20 protein-coding genes are annotated in these 17033 nt (G+C 59.3%); 11 read left to right on the top strand and 9 right to left on the bottom strand.

Annotation, left to right across the window (positions count from 1 at the left end; translation table 11 throughout):
- Nucleotide 1 precedes the first annotated feature (1 nt).
- From BMZ23_RS07545 to BMZ23_RS07535, 3 genes are read left to right on the top strand one after another with little or no spacing between them, the layout of a single operon-like run.
- Nucleotides 2-367, top strand: coding sequence for a YraN family protein (locus tag BMZ23_RS07545; protein WP_093474920.1), 366 nt, complete (start codon nucleotides 2-4; stop codon nucleotides 365-367).
- An 8-nt stretch (nucleotides 368-375) separates the two neighbouring features.
- The gene (locus tag BMZ23_RS07540; protein WP_093474917.1) at nucleotides 376-969 is read left to right on the top strand and encodes a phosphoheptose isomerase; all 594 of its coding nucleotides are present in this window, start codon (nucleotides 376-378) and stop codon (nucleotides 967-969) included.
- A complete protein-coding gene (locus tag BMZ23_RS07535) occupies nucleotides 966-1541 on the top strand; it encodes a BON domain-containing protein (RefSeq protein ID WP_093474914.1) in 576 nt (191 codons plus the stop codon). The genes BMZ23_RS07540 and BMZ23_RS07535 overlap by 4 nt, the downstream gene beginning before the upstream one ends.
- 65 nt (nucleotides 1542-1606) lie before the next feature.
- On the opposite strand, the gene BMZ23_RS07530 is transcribed toward BMZ23_RS07535, so the two are convergent.
- From BMZ23_RS07530 to rplM, 7 genes are all read right to left on the bottom strand, one after another.
- Entirely contained in the window at nucleotides 1607-1999 is a 393-nt protein-coding gene (locus BMZ23_RS07530; protein ID WP_093475163.1) for a ClpXP protease specificity-enhancing factor, read from the bottom strand.
- Nucleotides 2000-2018: 19 nt separating this feature from the next.
- Nucleotides 2019-2648 carry a glutathione S-transferase N-terminal domain-containing protein gene (locus BMZ23_RS07525; RefSeq protein WP_093474911.1) on the bottom strand — a complete coding sequence of 210 codons (630 nt, stop codon included), beginning with the start codon at nucleotides 2646-2648 and terminating at the stop codon, nucleotides 2019-2021.
- Between the two features lie 133 nt (nucleotides 2649-2781).
- On the bottom strand, nucleotides 2782-3561 hold the full coding sequence (locus BMZ23_RS07520; RefSeq protein ID WP_093474908.1) for a cytochrome c1: 780 nt from the start codon (nucleotides 3559-3561) through the stop codon (nucleotides 2782-2784).
- A complete protein-coding gene (locus BMZ23_RS07515) occupies nucleotides 3561-4784 on the bottom strand; it encodes a cytochrome b (protein WP_093474905.1) in 1224 nt (407 codons plus the stop codon). The genes BMZ23_RS07520 and BMZ23_RS07515 overlap by 1 nt, the downstream gene beginning before the upstream one ends.
- Nucleotides 4784-5377, bottom strand: coding sequence for a ubiquinol-cytochrome c reductase iron-sulfur subunit (petA, locus tag BMZ23_RS07510; protein WP_093474902.1), 594 nt, complete (start codon nucleotides 5375-5377; stop codon nucleotides 4784-4786). Before petA ends, BMZ23_RS07515 begins: the two co-directional genes overlap by 1 nt.
- A 215-nt stretch (nucleotides 5378-5592) precedes the next feature.
- Nucleotides 5593-5985, bottom strand: a complete 393-nt coding sequence (gene rpsI, locus BMZ23_RS07505; RefSeq protein ID WP_093474899.1) for a 30S ribosomal protein S9 — start codon at nucleotides 5983-5985, stop codon at nucleotides 5593-5595.
- Between the two features lie 13 nt (nucleotides 5986-5998).
- Entirely contained in the window at nucleotides 5999-6427 is a 429-nt protein-coding gene (gene rplM, locus BMZ23_RS07500; protein WP_093474896.1) for a 50S ribosomal protein L13, read from the bottom strand.
- Between the two features lie 289 nt (nucleotides 6428-6716).
- Here rplM and BMZ23_RS07495 point away from each other — a divergent pair, with 289 nt between their 5' ends.
- Together BMZ23_RS07495 and BMZ23_RS07490 are read left to right on the top strand one after the other, a co-directional pair.
- Complete coding sequence (locus tag BMZ23_RS07495; protein ID WP_093474893.1) at nucleotides 6717-7757, top strand: NADP(H)-dependent aldo-keto reductase; 1041 nt, start codon at nucleotides 6717-6719, stop codon at nucleotides 7755-7757.
- Between the two features lie 126 nt (nucleotides 7758-7883).
- Nucleotides 7884-8819, top strand: coding sequence for a GlxA family transcriptional regulator (locus BMZ23_RS07490; protein WP_245748154.1), 936 nt, complete (start codon nucleotides 7884-7886; stop codon nucleotides 8817-8819).
- Here the strand turns inward: BMZ23_RS07490 and zapE are convergent, their stop codons facing one another.
- Both zapE and BMZ23_RS07480 read right to left on the bottom strand, forming a co-directional pair.
- Nucleotides 8820-9911: a cell division protein ZapE gene (zapE, locus tag BMZ23_RS07485; RefSeq protein WP_093474887.1), complete on the bottom strand. Its 1092-nt coding sequence runs from the start codon at nucleotides 9909-9911 to the stop codon at nucleotides 8820-8822.
- 63 nt (nucleotides 9912-9974) lie between these two features.
- A complete protein-coding gene (locus BMZ23_RS07480) occupies nucleotides 9975-10601 on the bottom strand; it encodes an alpha/beta hydrolase (RefSeq protein ID WP_093474884.1) in 627 nt (208 codons plus the stop codon).
- Nucleotides 10602-10814: 213 nt separating this feature from the next.
- On the opposite strand from BMZ23_RS07480, the gene BMZ23_RS14970 reads away from it, so the two are divergent.
- From BMZ23_RS14970 to BMZ23_RS07450, 6 genes are all read left to right on the top strand, one after another.
- Nucleotides 10815-11243 (top strand): Z-ring associated ZapG family protein, encoded by a 429-nt coding sequence (locus BMZ23_RS14970; RefSeq protein WP_177197242.1) that lies wholly within the window; start codon nucleotides 10815-10817, stop codon nucleotides 11241-11243.
- A gap of 12 nt (nucleotides 11244-11255) precedes the next feature.
- Entirely contained in the window at nucleotides 11256-12380 is a 1125-nt protein-coding gene (locus tag BMZ23_RS07470) for an ABC transporter permease (protein WP_143069572.1), read from the top strand.
- Nucleotides 12377-13174 (top strand): ABC transporter ATP-binding protein, encoded by a 798-nt coding sequence (locus tag BMZ23_RS07465; protein WP_093474880.1) that lies wholly within the window; start codon nucleotides 12377-12379, stop codon nucleotides 13172-13174. Before BMZ23_RS07470 ends, BMZ23_RS07465 begins: the two co-directional genes overlap by 4 nt.
- A 1-nt stretch (nucleotide 13175) precedes the next feature.
- The gene (locus tag BMZ23_RS07460) at nucleotides 13176-14114 is read left to right on the top strand and encodes an MlaD family protein (RefSeq protein WP_093474878.1); all 939 of its coding nucleotides are present in this window, start codon (nucleotides 13176-13178) and stop codon (nucleotides 14112-14114) included.
- Nucleotides 14111-14725, top strand: coding sequence for an ABC-type transport auxiliary lipoprotein family protein (locus tag BMZ23_RS07455; protein ID WP_093474876.1), 615 nt, complete (start codon nucleotides 14111-14113; stop codon nucleotides 14723-14725). The genes BMZ23_RS07460 and BMZ23_RS07455 overlap by 4 nt, the downstream gene beginning before the upstream one ends.
- A 167-nt stretch (nucleotides 14726-14892) precedes the next feature.
- Complete coding sequence (locus BMZ23_RS07450) at nucleotides 14893-16992, top strand: PhoX family protein (RefSeq protein WP_093474873.1); 2100 nt, start codon at nucleotides 14893-14895, stop codon at nucleotides 16990-16992.
- Nucleotides 16993-17033 lie beyond the last annotated feature (41 nt).

The raw sequence follows: 17033 nt of genomic DNA, 5'->3' as shown, positions 1-17033 counted from the left end.
CGTGACCAGTCATGCACTCGGCCAGTTGAGCGAACGCCAGGCTTGCAGTTTGCTGCAACAGGCGGGCCTGCGTTTGCTCGCACGCAATTACCGCTGCCGGCTGGGTGAGCTGGATCTGGTCATGCGCGATACCGATACAGTAGTATTTGTCGAAGTTCGTTACCGCCGCAGCAATCGATGGGGCAGCGCTGAAGAAAGCGTCGACTGGCGCAAGCGGCAACGCGTTGTGAATGCCGCTCGTCATTACCTGCTGACCCATCCGCATCTGGCCGACCAGCCTTGTCGTTTCGACGTGGTCGCCGCTGCCGGCAATCCGGAAGATCCGCAGAACTATCGCTGGATCCGTGACGCCTTTACCAGCCAGTGAGTCTATCCATGGACAATCAGCACAGAATCAGACAGCTTTTCACCGACAGTATCGAGACCAAGACCCGCTCGATGGATGTGCTTGGTCCAAGCATCGAACAGGCCAGCCAGTTGATGGTCAACAGCCTGCTGTCCGAGGGCAAGATTCTTGCCTGCGGCAACGGCGGCTCGGCTGGCGACTCGCAGCACTTCTCATCCGAACTGCTCAACCGCTTTGAACGTGAACGTCCAAGCCTGCCAGCGATTGCACTGACCACCGACAGCTCGACACTGACATCAATCGCCAACGATTACAGCTATCAGGAAATCTTTTCCAAACAGATCCGGGCGCTCGGCCAGCCGGGTGACGTGCTGCTGGCGATCTCCACCAGCGGCAACTCCGGCAACGTCATGCAAGCGATTCAGGCCGCACACGACCGGGAAATGCTGGTGGTGGCGCTGACCGGGCGTGATGGTGGTTCGATGGCCTCGCTGCTGTTGCCGGAAGACGTGGAAATACGCGTCCCTGCCCGCTCTACCGCTCGCATCCAGGAAGTCCACTTGCTGGTGATTCACTGCCTGTGCGACTTGATCGACCGCCAACTGTTCGGGACTGAAGAATGAAGCTTTTCCACCTGTTGCTTGCTTCTGTGCTGGTCGCCTCCATGACTGGCTGCAGCAATGTACTCACCGCTACCCGAGACAATCCCATCCAGGAAAACCACGGCACCCGTACAATCGGCAGCCGGATTGATGACCCGCTGATAGAAACCAAAGCCCGGGTGAATGTAGCCAAGGCCCATCCCGCGCTGAAGGAAAACTCACGGATCATTGTGCAAAGTTTTAACGGCATAGTCCTGCTGGCCGGTCAGGTACCTAACAGCGAATTGTCGGCATTGGCGGAGAAAACCGTACGCGAGGTACAACGGGTCAAGCATGTGCATAACGAGCTGACCATCGGTGCCCCCATCAGTCTGCTGGCGCGCAATAACGACAGCTTGATCAGCACCAACGCCAAGACCCGCCTGCTGGCTGACAACAATATCCCCGGGCGCCGGATCAGCGTTACCACTGAAGCCGGTGTTGTCTATCTGATGGGACTGGTGCGCCGCACCGAAGCCGAACGGGCTGTGCAGACTGTGCAGCAAGTGGGCGGTGTACAGCGGATCGTCAAACTGTTTGAGTATATCGACTGATTGATTGCTGAACGCTGAAGGCTCCGCTGCTGCGAGCCTTCAGCCAGAGGCAGTCACCGACGTGTTTACTTGACCACTTTCAATGCAGGTCGCCCAGCAGCAGGCTTCTCATCCTGTGGCGGCGGGGTGTCATCCGGCGGCGTAGTCGATGGCTCCAGCTCAAACACCATACCCTGGCCATTCTCTCGCGCATAGATCGCCATGACTGCCGGCAGCGGCACGCTAACCTGCCTCGCCACACCGCCAAAACGGCCATTGAAGATCACCCACTGGTTATCCATGTTCAGATCACGCACGGCACCCGGAGACAGGTTAAAGACTATCTGTCCGTCCTCGATAAACCCCTCAGGCACACTGCAACCGGGGTAGCCTGCATTGACCAGCAGGTAGGGCGTGCAGTCATTGTCCAGAATCCACTCGTGCAGGGCACGCAGCAAATAAGGCCGGCTAGAGGTCATCTCGTGCATGCTTTTCTCCTTACTGCAGGTCGCGCTCAAAGGACGACAGACTGGCCTTGAAGCTGTCACGCGCAAACAACCGCTCCATGTATTGCTGCAGCGGCTTGGCCTGTCGCGGCAATTCGATACCGGCCAGCGGCAAGCGCCAGAGAATCGGGGCCAGGCAACAATCCACCAGACTGAATTCGTCACTCATGAAGAATGGCATCTCGGCAAATACCGGCGCGACACCCACCAGACTCTCACGCAACTCCTTGCGTAGCTGCTCCCGTTTGCTCTCCGGCATCTTTTCTGTGAGCAGGCGCCCCATGGGTTCACACCAATCGCGTTCGACACGGTACATCAACAAGCGGGTGTTGGCCCGAGCCACCGGATACACAGGCATGAGCGGTGGATGCGGGTAGCGCTCATCAAGGTACTCCATGATGACTTTTGACTCATACAGCGCCAGGTCACGATCGAGCAGTGTCGGCAAAGAGGCGTAAGGATTGTTTTCCAGTAGCTCGTCCGGCATCTGCACAGGGTCAACATCAATAATCTCGACATTCACACCCTTTTCCGCCAGCACCAGCCGCACCCTGTGGCTGTTGTGATCTTTTGGATCGGAAAAGAATGCCATCGTCGAACGCTTGTTGGCAGTTACGCCCATAGTTGAACCCTCATACGATCTGCCTCAACAGCCTGCCCGAATGGCTGGCTAATGCTGCGGGGCCGGCATTATAACGCAAAAAAGCCATGCGCCCCGAAGGGCGCATGGCTTTCACTGGATACAACTGACCGCCTTAGTGCACGTCGCGCCAGTACTCACGCTTGAGCAGGTAGGCAAACACGAACAGGAAGGCCAGATAAAGCAGAACATAGATACCAATGCGGTGACGCTCGAGCTTGATCGGGTCCGCCGAGTAAGCCAGGAAAGATACCAGATTACGAACAGTGGTATCGAACTCCTCGGCACTCATCGCGCCCTCTTCCACAACTGTGAGCACATCACACTGCTCTTCCTTGAGGGCATCACCGGTCAGCGGGTCACGCTGGACCTTGCGGCCATCACGCACTTCGACTGGCGCACAACCCATCACCACCCGACCCTGCAATTCGGCCAGGACATTCGGCATACCAACATTCGGGAACACCAGATTGTTGGCACCGAACGGGCGCGACTGATCCTCGTAGAAAGTCTTCATGTATGTGTACAGCCAGTCCTCACCACGCACACGTGCCACCATGGTCAGATCCGGCGGCGCAGCACCAAAGAACTGCTTGGCATCACGCTCGCGCATGCCGATCCTCATGTGCTCGCCGATCAGCGTACCGTCGGTGAACACCACGTTCTCCATCATCACCTCTTCAGGGATGCCGAGATCGGTGGCAACACGCTCGTAACGCTGGTATTGGGCCGAGTGGCAGCCCATGCAGAAGTTGACGAAGGTGCGCAGGCCGTCCTGCAGGGCTGCCTTGTCACGCAGATCGACATTGGCCTTTTCCAGCGGATAGTTGCTCGGCGCTGCCAGCGCGATGCATGGCAGCAGCGCGAATACCAGGGCAAGAATATGCTTTTTCATTAGCCTGTAACCCTCTCCGGAACGGGTTTTGTCTTCTCCATCCGGGTATAGAACGGCATCAGGAAGAAGAACGCGAAATACAGTACGGTGCAGATCTGCGAAACCAGCGTGCGAATCGGGGTAGAGGGAATAGCACCCAGAATACCGAGGATCACGAAGCATACGCAGAAGATCACCAGCCACAGCTTGCTCATCCAGCCCTTGTAGCGGATCGAGCGAACCGGGCTGCGATCCAGCCAGGGCAGCACGAACAGCACAGCAATGGCGGCACCCATCGCCAATACACCTGGGAAGGCCGAACCACCAATCGCCGGCACTGCACGCAGAATCGCGTAGAAGGGCGTGAAGTACCATACCGGAGCAATGTGGTCAGGCGTCTTCAGCGGGTTGGCAATCTCGAAGTTGGGCTTCTCAAGGAAGTAGCCGCCCATTTCCGGGAAGAAGAACACCACGGTGCAGAACACGAACAGGAACACCACCACGCCGACAATATCCTTGACGGTGTAGTACGGATGGAACGGAATGCCGTCCAGCGGTACACCGTTGGCATCCTTGTGCTTCTTGATATCGATACCGTCCGGGTTGTTTGAGCCGACTTCATGCAGGGCGATGATGTGCAGTACCACCAGACCCAGCAATACGATCGGCAGGGCGATCACGTGCAGCGCAAAGAAGCGGTTCAGGGTAATGCCGGAGATCAGGTAGTCACCACGCACCCACTGGGCCAGATCCGGACCAATGAAGGGGATGGCACCAAACAGCGAAATGATCACCTGGGCACCCCAGTAGGACATCTGCCCCCAGGGCAGCAGATAACCCATGAAGGCCTCAGCCATCAGTACCAGGTAAATCAGCATGCCGAACAGCCAGATAAGCTCGCGCGGCTTCTGGTAGGAACCGTACATCAGGCCACGCAGCATGTGCAGGTAGACCACCACGAAGAACGCCGAAGCGCCGGTCGAGTGCAGGTAGCGTAGCAGCCAGCCGTATTCAACATCACGCATGATGTATTCGATGGAGGCAAAGGCGCCGGCACCAGAAGGCTCGTAGCTCATGGTCAGCCAGATACCGGTAACGATCTGGTTGACCAGTACCAGCATGGCCAGGGAGCCAAAGAAGTAGAAAAAGTTGAAGTTTTTCGGCGCGTAGTACTTGGTCAGGTGATCTTCGATCACCTTGCTGACCGCCATACGCTCGTTAACCCAGTTCATCAGTTTGCTCATCAGGCGGTCTCCTGATCCACACCGATGATGATCACATCGTCGGTTTCATAGGAATGCGGGGGAACCGGCAGGTTCAGCGGTGCCGGCTGGGAGCGGAACACACGGCCGGCCATGTCGTAGGAGGAACCGTGACAAGGGCAGAAATAGCCGCCTTTCCAGTCCGGCCCCATATCAACCGAGGCGACTTCCGGACGGAACAGCGGAGAGCAGCCAAGATGGGTGCAGATGCCGACAACCACTAGCAGTTCGGCATTGATAGCCCGATGTTTGGGATCCACATAAGAAGGCTGATCTGAAGCCTTTGAGTCCGGATCTGCCAGTACGCCTTCCATCTGTTCCAGCATGGCAAGGGCCTCAGGGGTGCGTCGCGAGACGAACATGGGCTGGCCGCGCCATTCGGCTACGATCTGCTGACCCGGTTCGATCTTGCTGATATTCACCCGTACCGGCGCACCTGCCGCCTTGGCCCTGGCGCTCGGAAACCAGGACCCGACAAAGGGTACTGCTGCTCCCACGGCTCCGGCCGCACCCACCACAGAGGTGGCTGCAACCAGGAAGCGACGCCGGCCGTTATTTACGCCGTCATTACTCATCCAGTCGTCTCCCATCAGCTAAATCAGACCCTCAAGGGCCCTTGTAGAGGTTTTGAACTGCCTGCAAAAAATGAAATTGATGGTAATGAAATGGCCCTTGCATTACAAGGCGAACAGCGCATTTCAGAGCTATTGCAGGCAAAGTGTCGCAGGCTTCAGACACGAAAACGCCCAGCCATTGGCTGGGCGTTGCGTACATCCACTGCGCGGAGATATCAGCGCTTGGAGTATTGCGGACGCTTGCGTGCTTTACGCAGACCGACCTTCTTACGCTCAACCTCACGGGCATCGCGAGTAACGAAGCCGGCACGACGCAGATCGCCACGCAGGGTTTCGTCATACTCCATCAGGGCACGGGTAATGCCGTGACGGATCGCGCCGGCCTGACCGCTGATGCCGCCACCCTTGACGGTGACGTAGACATCGAACTTGTTCAGACTGTCGGTCAGCTCCAGCGGCTGGCGAACCACCATACGGGCGGTCTCGCGGCCAAAGAAGTTGTCCAGACTGCGGTTGTTGATAGAAATATTGCCAGCACCCGGACGCAGGAACACGCGAGCGGTGGCGGTTTTACGACGGCCAGTACCGTAGTTTTGTGTCGCCGACATTGGTGAGCTCCTGTCAGATCTTCAGTTCTTGGGGTTGCTGTGCGGTGTGCGGATGAGCCTCACCCTTGTACACTTTGAGCTTGCGGTACATGGCGCGACCCAGCGGGTTCTTCGGCAGCATGCCCTTGACTGCGATCTCGATCACGCGCTCGGGAGCACGCTGGATCAGCTTTTCGAAGCTGATCGACTTGATGCCACCGGGAAAGCCCGAGTGGCTGTAGTAGATCTTGTCCTGAGCCTTGGCACCGGTCACATGGACCTTCTCGGCATTGACGATGACGATGTAGTCGCCAGTATCGACGTGCGGAGTATATTCGGGCTTGTGCTTGCCGCGCAGACGCGTGGCAACTTCGGTAGCCAGACGACCCAGGGTCAGACCTGTGGCGTCTACGACGTACCAATCACGTTTTACGGTTTCGGGTTTGGCGCTGAAGGTTTTCATCAATCCTAGCCTCAGAGGCCGCTCTGATTTAAAGAGGGCGAATCTTACAGAATGAGTTGTGTTTTTACAAGTAACAAAGCCTGTGCACAGACACTCAGTGGGGGCTCTGTGGGTCTGGGTGGCATCCGTGAGTTGCAAAACACCGACAGGGAACCGCAACGGCAGTCCCAGGCATCCTGTCGAGAGTGCCGCGCATTATGCCTTTCACCAGAAAAAATACAACCTTTTATTTGTAGCCTCTCGTAGGATACTGTCGCAGCAGCCCCGACCCGCAAGGAGAAATTACCGCATGCACTACCGTCCGCTTGGCCGTACCGACATCAAAGTCAGCGCACTCTGTCTCGGCAGCATGACCTGGGGCGAGCAAAACACCGAAGCCGATGCCTTTATGCAGATCGATCGCGCACGCCAGGCCGGCATCAACTTTATTGATACCGCCGAGATGTATCCGGTTCCCCCGCGCGCAGAAACCGTCGGCTCCACAGAATCCATCATCGGCAACTATATGACCGCCCGCGGCAACCGCAATGACTGGATCATTGCCAGCAAGATCGCCGGCCCCGGTGAATGGCTTCCGCATATACGCGACGGTCGTACGCGCTTTGTCCGCGAACACCTCAAGGCGGCCATCGATGGCAGTCTGAAGCGACTGCAAACCGACCATATAGATCTGTATCAGCTGCACTGGCCGGACCGCAGCACCAACTTTTTCGGCACCCTTGGCTACCGCCACAATGCCGACGAACAGCTTACCGCGATAGAAGACACCCTCGAGGCACTGGACGCAGAAGTACAAGCCGGCCGGATTCGCCATATCGGCCTGTCCAACGAGACGCCCTGGGGCGTGCTGCGCTTCCTGCACCTGGCCGAAACCCGTGGCTGGCCGCGTATCGCCTCAATACAGAACCCCTACAACCTGCTTAACCGCAGCTTTGAGGTTGGTCTTGCCGAAATTGCCATTCGCGAACAGACAGGACTGCTGGCCTACTCACCGCTGGCTTTCGGCAGCCTGAGCGGAAAATACCTTGACGGCCGCCAGCCCTCCGGCGCTCGCCTGACACTTTTCAGCCGATTCACACGCTACACATCGGAAGCGGCCGTACGCGCCACCCGCGCCTATGTTGAACTGGCTCGGCGGCATGGCATGGACCCGGCACAGATGGCACTGGCTTTCGTCAATCGCCAACCCTTCGTTACCAGCAACATCATTGGCGCGACCAATCTCGACCAGCTCGAGACCAATCTGGGAAGCATCAATATGGGGCTAAGTGACGCGCTGCTGGAAGAACTCGAGGCACTGCATCGCGACCACCCCAATCCGGCGCCCTGAGTCATGCCTGCATTATTCTGCAGCAATAGCGGTGCCGGATTGCCCGCCCGGACCAGCAATGACGGCCGGCAGCACCGCCAGATTGTCATCCTTGCCACCGACGGTGTTATCGGCTCAACCCTGACCATGGCTCGCGATGTATTCCATATGGCGGCGTTGCGCAGCCAGGGGCCTGACCAGCCGCAGCTTGAAATCCGCATTGCCGGCGAAACACCTGCCGCAACCGGGTTCAGCGGCGAGCTGCTGCCGATTGACGCGGCGCTGACAACCCTGCAACCGGCACTGATCATCCTTCCCGCTTTCTGGGCCGACTTCGATACGCTCCTGCAAACACATGCACAACTCCCCGACTGGCTGGCACACCAGCACGCACAGGGCAGCCTGATATGCTGCACCGCCAATGGCGTGTTCTGGGCTGCCGCCGCCGGCCTGCTGGACGGCCACGAAGCCACTACCTACTGGCGCTTTTACCGCGAATTTGAGCAACGCTTTCCGCGCGTCCAACTGAACCGCGACCGCCACCTGACAGAAACCGAACGGATTTTCTGTGCTGCCGGTGTCAGTTCCGCCTGTGATATGTATTTGCACCTGATAGAACAACTGTGCGGCAGCAAGGTTGCCCAGGATGTGGCGCGCGATGCGCTGTATGAAACCCAGCGCAGCTACCGGCCTGGCGTAATGGGCTTTGGCGGTCAGAAAATGCATCAGGACCCGGTGATCCTGCAGGTCCAGGAGTGGCTTGAAGACAATCTGGCGGAAAGCTTCCGCTTCGAGGACTTGGCCGAGCAGCACGGCATGAGTGCACGGAATTTCATTCGCCGCTTTCAGGCGGCTACCGGCGACAAGCCACTGCAGTACCTGCAGCGCCTGCGCATGGAGCACTCGAAAAATCTGCTGGCCGGCAGCACCCGAAGCATCAAGAGCATCAGCTATCAGGTCGGCTACGACGACGCCAGCTTCTTTGCCCGGCTATTTCGCGAACACACCGGCTTCTCACCCAGCCAGTACCGGCAACACCTTCATCGCAAAACACCCCGGCACGATCACCGCCAGGACGGCTGATCAGGGCCGGTGCGGACGTGAGAGGAATTCGTGAGACTGCATTTCCAGCAGACGACTGAGCGTACGCTGAAACTCGAAATCCAGTCGCCCACCAGCATACAGATCCTTGAGTTCGACATCGGCAGAAATGATCAGTTTGACGTTACGGTCGTAGAACTCGTCCACCATATTGACGAAGCGCCGGGCAATATCATCGGTAGCTACACTCATCTGCTCGACATTCGCCAGCAGTACCGCATGGAATATCTTGGCCAGTTCAATATAGTCATTCTGGCTGCGCGGGCCATCACAGAGCTCGCGGAATTCGAACCAGGCGACATCCTCACACACACGCAACGAGCGGATTGGACGGTTCTCGATGGTCAGCACCTCGCCCTCGCATACCTCGTCGATATCCGGCACCAAACTCTCGAAACTGCGACGCAGACTGGCATCCGCTCCGTCATCCAGCGGCCAATGATAGAGCTCGGCCTGTTCAAGGGCGCGCAGGCGATAGTCCACGCCATTATCGACGTTCACCACTTCGGTATAACGATTCAGCAGATCGATCGCCGGCACGAATCTCGCACGCTGCAAGCCGTCCTTGTACAGCCCGTCAGGCACTATGTTGGAGGTCGCTACCAGTGTCACGCCGTTCCTGAACAACTCATCCAGCAGGGTGGCCAGAATCATCGCATCAGTGATATCGGACACAAAGAACTCGTCAAAACAGATTACCCTCGCCTCGTTGGCAAAGCGCCGGGCGATCAGGGTTAACGGATTTTTTTCACCCTTGAGACCTTTCAGTTCCTGGTGTACACGCTGCATGAACCGGTGAAAGTGGGTGCGCATCTTGCGCTGGAACGGCAAGGCATCGAAAAAGGTGTCGACCAGATAAGTCTTGCCGCGACCGACGCCGCCCCAGAAATACAGCCCCTTGACCGGCTCGCGACGCTTGTGCAGCTTGCCCAGCAAACCGCCCTTCCTTGTGTTCTCGCTCGCCACCAGCTCATCAAACAGGCGCTGCAAATGCTCGACTGCACGCTGCTGGGCAGGATCATGGATAAAATCAGGGCGCTGAAGATCGGATTGGTAGCGTTCGAGCGGGGTCATCGACCATTCCTGGCTGGATAGCGGGGGGTCGATAATGTACCCGCCCGCCCCGGCGCTTGGCAATCAATCGGCCAGCAACGACTCGGCACAATCACGCAACTCGCCAAGCCGCCGGTGGAAGAAGTGGCCGCAATCGGCAAACTCTACCAGCTGGGCCTGCATGCTGTCGGCAAACATCGCCCGCTGCGCGCTGGCAGGCACCACCTCGTCCTGCGCCGGCACCAGCACAGAAACCGGCCCACCAAGCGGCAACAGGGCATCAAACGGCTGTGCAACCACCGACGGCGCTGCCAACAGCAGCCGCTCCGGCCATTCGGGCAAACGCGATGCTGCAGCCGCCGCAACATAGCCACCAAAGGAAAACCCCATCAGCCACAAGGGCAGATCACCCGCCTCGCCGCGTAGCCAGTCGATTGCCGCAAGACAATCATCCACCTCGCCAAAGCCGCTGGCATGCTCGCCCTGACTGTTACCCACACCACGAAAGTTAAAACGCAGGCTGGCCGCGCCGCAACTTACGGCGGCACGCAACAAGGTATGCACCACCTTGTTCTGCAGGCTGCCGCCGTGCAGCGGATTGGGGTGACAGATCACGGCCAGCGCCCGCGCCCCTGATCTTGGGGTATAACGCGCCTCAAGACGCCCCGCGGGGCCGTCAATCATCAAGCGCTGTTCATCTTCCAATACCATTGTCTTCTCCTGCGTGACCTGTCCGACAGGCCTTGCGTCCACACTCTGCAACCATTGGCCAATTGGCCTTGCCGGTCAATTGTGGTTACCCTACTCTTGACCCAGTCACAGGGAAAGGCTCTCGGACGCAGTCCATCAGTACAAGCCGTCTCCCTGAACATTTTGCATACGAGGGACCTGAAGGTGGAATCAAGCGAAAACCTGTGGATTAGCGTGACAGCCGCACTAGCCATCGGCGTGGTGATTGGCGTTGTCGTGGCCGGCCTGGCTCGCCGCCTGAGTGGCGGCGTAGGCGGCAGCAGCCAGCGCCAGCTGGAAAGCCTGCAGCTGCGCTTCGAGGAGTACCAGCAGGAAGTCGCCGGCCACTTCAAGACCACTGCCGGCCTGGTAGCCCGCCTCAACCGTGACTATCAGGACATCCAGCAACACCTCACCCAGAGCGCCATGGAACTGGCTCCGGACGATATATCACGCCAACGTCTGCTGGCGGCCATGCAGCAAAGCACTACTGCCAGTCTGGAAGACAAGGGGCCTGCGGCATTCGACAGCCTGGAACCTCCACGCGACTATGCGCCGAAATCCGAAGACAGCCCCGGCACCCTGTCCGAAGACTTCAGCGCCAGTCGCAAGCACCATATCTGACACATCCAGCACATGGGCAAGCCGGCCACCCAATCTGCCATTCAGCACAATGGCGACCAGCTTGCCCTGCAGGGTGATTGGACGCTGGAGCATTACGCGGCACTGCGTGAGCTGGTTTCAGTATCTGCACCAGACCCGCACTGCCCTGTCGAACTGTCCAGCATCCAGCGCCTTGATACCGCCGGAGCCCAACTGATAGCTGACCTGCTGGGTGCAGAGCGTCTACTCAACATCTGCGAGCAAAGCGACGCCCTGGAAAGCTCGAGACGAGCTCTGTTGCGTCGCGTTGCCCTGAGCTGCCTGCAACCCGCCCCTGAGCCACAAGCCACTCCCGGCCTGCTGATCGACATACTCGAACGCAGTGGCAAGGCCACACTGACCTTCTATCGACATGCCATTGACCTGTTCGGCTTTATCGGTCTCACCCTCATCGGGTTGCTGCGCAATCTGGTACGCCCAGGTCACTGGCGCCCAACGGCAATAGCCGCGCAGCTGGAACAAACAGCCCTCAACGCGGTACCTATCGTGGCATTGCTGACCTTTATGGTTGGCGCCGTGGTAGCTTTCCTTGGTGCCACTGTCCTGGCCGAGTTCGGAGCCACGATTTACACCGTGGATCTGGTTGCTTTCGCCTTTCTGCGCGAGTTTGGTGTTCTGCTGGCAGCCATACTGCTGGCGGGTCGCACCGCCAGTGCCTTCACCGCGCAAATTGGCTCGATGAAAGCCAACGAAGAAATCGATGCCATTCGCGCCCTTGGCCTGAACCCGCTGGAAATGCTGGTACTGCCACGGGTACTGGCAATGCTCATTACCCTGCCTTTGCTGACCTTTGTGGCGATCATTTCCGGCCTGTTTGGCGGCGCACTGGTGTGCGCCCTGTCGCTGGACATCTCGCCCACCATGTTTATGGGGTTGCTGCAGCAGAACATAGAGATGCGCCACTTTGTGCTTGGCATGGCCAAGGCACCAATATTCGCCATTCTGATTGCAGTAATCGGCTGCCTTGAAGGCTTCAAGGTCACCGGCAGTGCCGAGTCGGTCGGCGAGCACACCACCTCCAGCGTGGTTCAGTCAATCTTCGTGGTAATTCTGGTCGATGCCCTGGCCGCCATGTTCTATATGGAGATGGGCTGGTGAGTGGAGCCGCTGACACGCTGGTCGAGGTGCGCGGTCTGATCAACCGCTTCGGACCACAGACCGTACACGAGAACCTGGATATGGATATCCGCCAAGGCGAAATTCTTGGCGTGGTTGGTGGTTCGGGCACCGGAAAATCGGTACTGCTCCGCTCTATCGTCGGCCTGCACCGCCCTACCGCTGGCGCAGTTCGGGTATTCGGCCAGGACTTGCAGGCGCTCAGTGAGGCTCAGCGCTCAATTTACGAGCGCCGTTTTGGTGTGCTCTTCCAGCGCGGCGCGCTGTTTTCCTCACTAACGGTGGCCGAGAATATTGCCTTACCGCTGATTGAGCATGCCGGACTGAGTCGTCGAGATGCAGAGCATCTGGCACAAATGAAACTGGCGCTATCCGGCCTGCCCAGACTGGCTGCAAGCAAATACCCGTCCGAGCTGTCTGGCGGCATGGTCAAGCGTGCCGCACTGGCACGAGCACTGGCACTTGACCCGGACATCCTGTTTCTCGACGAGCCGACCGCAGGCCTGGACCCTATCGGTGCCGCTGCCTTTGACGAACTGATCCGCACCCTTCGCGATGCATTGGGCCTCAGCGTGTTTCTGGTCACTCATGATCTGGACACCCTGTACGCCATTTGCGACCGCATTGCCGTACTCGCCGAACGCAGGGTATTGGTAGCAGATACTCTCGAACGGGTTGCCGCTACCGATAACACCTGGATTCAGGAATACTTCCACGGCCCTCGCGGACGTGCCGCCGCTTTCGCCGCCACCGCCCCTGCCAAGGAGCATTGTTGATATGGAAACCCGTGCCCATCACGTTTTGATCGGCCTGTTTACCCTGCTTGGCAGCTTGGCTGCAGTGGGGTTTGCGATATGGCTGGGCAATACCAGCTCGAGTCGTGACTACAACCACTATACCGTCGTATTCAACGAAGCCGTCAGCGGCCTGTCGCGAGGCAGTACTGTCCAATACAGCGGCATCCGTGTTGGCGATATCGTCGAGCTACGCCTTGACCCACAGGACCCCAGACGGGTATTGGCGCACATCCGTGTCGATAGCCATATCCCTCTGCGTGAGGATACCCGTGCCCGACTGTCATTTACCGGCATTACCGGCACGTCGGTGATCGAACTCAGCCACGGAACCCCTGACTCGCCGATACTGCGCAGCCGCTCGGGTGAAGACCCGCAGATCATCGCCTCGCCATCACCGATTTCCGCGCTGCTGGCCAACGGTGAAGACCTGATGACCAATATCAACCAACTGGTCGCCAGTGCCCGCAGCATCCTGTCCGAGGAAAACGCCGCCAGCCTCAACCGCACCCTGACTGCCATCGAGCAGGCCACCGTCAGCATCGCCGGCCAGGGCGACGACCTGCAGCGCCTGCTGACCGACCTCAGCCAGGCCAGCCGTCAGGCCAGCGCCACTCTGGAGCAGACCAGCCTGCTGCTTGGTAGCGCCGACCGGCTGCTCAACCAACAGGGCAGTCGCACGCTGGATGGTGCCGAGCAGGCGCTGGCTTCCATTGCCCGCACCAGCCAAACGCTGGAGAAACTGCTGACCGATAACAGCGACTCTTTCAGTAGCGGTATGCAGGGCCTTGGCCAGCTGGAACCTGCGATTACCGAGCTGCGCGGAAGTCTGATTGCTCTGCGCAACATAACCCGGCGCCTGGAAGACAACCCGGGGCGTTTCCTGCTTGGACGCGACAGCATGGAGGAGTTCGAACCGTGAGACTGAAAACGTTGCTGGCAGGCCTGATGGTCGCCTCCCTGTTACTTTCCGGCTGCACGCTGCTGCCGCAAACCCAACCGGCAAGTTTCTACCAGATGCCGCCTCCTTCTATCGAGCAGCGGGCTGGCGAAGCACTGCCACTGGCGCTGCGCATCAATACACCGCAGGCTGGTTTTGCTCACAGCAGTCCGCGACTACTGGTCAACCCGCAGGGTGACCAGTTGAGCAGCTACAAGGGCGCGCGCTGGACTGAGCCTCTGCCGGCCATGGTGCGCGAGCACCTGCGACGTGCTTTTGTACAGTCAGGCGCACTGTCCAGTGTCAGCAGTGACGAGCATGCCCTGCATGCCGATGTCCTGCTGGGCAGCGACCTGCTGAGCTTCCAGGTGGTCTATCGTGACCAGCAGCCTGTTGCCATTGTGGAGCTGGAAGCCCGACTGATCGAGCCGGCTGCCCGACGGGTATTAGCCAGCCGGATCTTCCGCGCAGAGCAATTACCGGCAGACCCGCAAGTGCCTGCTGTAGTTCGCGCCCAGGCTGCCGCGCTGGACCAGGTGACTCGCGAGCTGATCGACTGGAGCCTGCTGCAGTTGCAAGGGTTTGAGCCCTGACAGATTCACTCTGAGCACGCCGACCAACCGAGCCGGTGCGCAGGACTCCATGCCTGCGCTCTTCAATCATCCAAACGACATTAAAGCTTCATCCGCTGTTTGCGTGTTTGTCATTCGTCCTTCCCATCCTAGAGCGGTTCTTAACAACCCCTGATGAGGAATTCCGGATGTCCAGCGAAAAGAACACTGTCATCAGCATCGTAGACCATGGTGCCGGTGACGAGCCGCAGGTGAACCTGTCACCGAACCCCACCTTTGACTCGGTCATGCGCGCACGCCTGTCGCGTCGCGATCTGCTCAAGGGCAGCATGGGCGCGGCCGCCCTCGGCTTTCTCGGTATTGGCCTGGCCGGCTGCCGCAGCAGCTCCAGTTCGAACCGCGACGGCGGTGATACCGGCACCCCTGCCCCGGAAGCCGCCCTGCTGGGCTTCAGCGCCATCGCCACCAGCGTGGCAGATACCATTGTGGTACCCGAGGGATACAGCTATCAGGTGTTCATTCCCTGGGGGACACCGATCACCGGCAGCTATCCGAGCTTTTCAGTCAACAACAGTGGCGCCGATCAGGCCGAACAGATCGGCATGCACCACGACGGTATGCACTTCTTCCCGATCGAGGGTCAGGATCCGTTCGAAGGCAGCTCGACCGACGGTCTGCTGGTACTCAACCATGAATACGTCGAGCCGCGTTTCATGCATGCTTCACATGCCGGCCAAGCACTCGGCAGTGGTGGCGTGATTGTCGCCGGAGATGGCACCCGCAACACCGATGAAGTGCTCAAGGAAATGAATGCCCACGGCATCAGCATCGTACGGGTGCGCAAGGGCATGGATAACCGCTGGTCGGTACAGCCGGACATGCTCAACCGGCGGATTACCGCCCTGACCCCGATGGAGCTGCATGGCCCGGTGCGCGGCTCCAGCTTTGTCCGCACCCTGTACAGCCCGACCGGTACCCTGACCCGGGGCACCCTGAACAACTGCGCGCATGGCGTCACCCCGTGGAATACCTATATGTTCTCCGAGGAGAACTGGGCCGGCTACTTCCGCAACGGTGGCGACAACCCCCGCGAGCACGCCCGCTACGGGGTCAATGCCAGCCCCACCGGGCGCGGCCGCTATGCCTGGGAGCTGGCAGCCAGCGGCGAGGACCAGTATGTGCGCTTTGATGCCAGCATCAAGACGGCAGACGCCACCGGCGACTACCGCAACGAGCCCAACTGCTTCGGCTGGATGTGCGAGGTTGACCCCTTCGATCCCGACAGCGTGCCGAAGAAGCGCACCGCACTGGGTCGCTTTGCCCACGAAGGCGTGGTGTTCGCCCCGGCGGCCGAGGGCCGCCCGGTAGTCTGCTATTCCGGTGATGACTCGACCTTCCAGTACATCTACAAGTTTGTCAGTGCCGACAGCTACAACGCCGCCACTGCCAGTGGCAGCCTGCTGGATAACGGCATCCTGTATGTCGCCCGCTTCAACAGCGACGGCACTGGCGAGTGGCTGCCGCTGGTCTATGGCCAGAACGGCCTGACCCCAGACAACGGCTTTACCAGTCAGGCCGATGTGCTGGTGAACACCCGTCTGGCCGCTGACCGGGTTGGTGGCACGCCGATGGACCGCCCGGAGTGGGGCGCGGTTGACCCGGCCAACGGTGATGTGTACTTCACCCTGACCAACAACAGTGCGCGCAACACGGCCAGCGAGAATGACCCGAACCCGCGCGTTACCAACCGCCATGGCCATATCATTCGCTGGGCCGAAGCCGGCGGTGATCACAGCGCCACCAGCTTCGAGTGGGATATGTTCCTGTTGGCCGGCGACGGTGGCGAATCCGGCCAGGTCAACCTGACCGGTCGCGACCTGAATGGCCAGGTGCTTGGGCAAGAAGCCTACATGAGCTCGCCGGATGGTCTGTGGATTGACCGCGACAGCCGCATCTGGATCCAGACCGATATCGGCGAAAGCTCGCAGAACACCGGCGTGTTCGAGATCTTCGGCAACAACCAGATGTTTGCCGCCAACCCGCAAACCGGAGAAATCCGCCGCTTCCTGGTGGGTCCGGTCGGCCAGGAGATCACCGGCGTGATCACCACCCCGGACCAGCGCACCATGTTCATCAACGTGCAGCACCCGGGTGCCACCACCAGCCCGGCGCAGTGGGCGGCAGGTGAAGCGACCAGCAGTTGGCCTGACAACGACCTGTTCAACTACCCGCCGCGCTCGGCAACCGTGGTGATCTGGAAAAATGATGGTGGTGTGATCGGCAGCTGATCACCATCGGGATGCTACCGGTCTGTCACAGACGGGCCGGG

It is taken from the genome of Halopseudomonas yangmingensis (assembly GCF_900114825.1).
In the GTDB taxonomy this organism is placed as follows: Bacteria; Pseudomonadota; Gammaproteobacteria; order Pseudomonadales; family Pseudomonadaceae; genus Halopseudomonas; species Halopseudomonas yangmingensis.
Note: the sequence above shows the minus strand (reverse complement) of the source record. Positions and strands in the feature narration are given on the sequence as shown.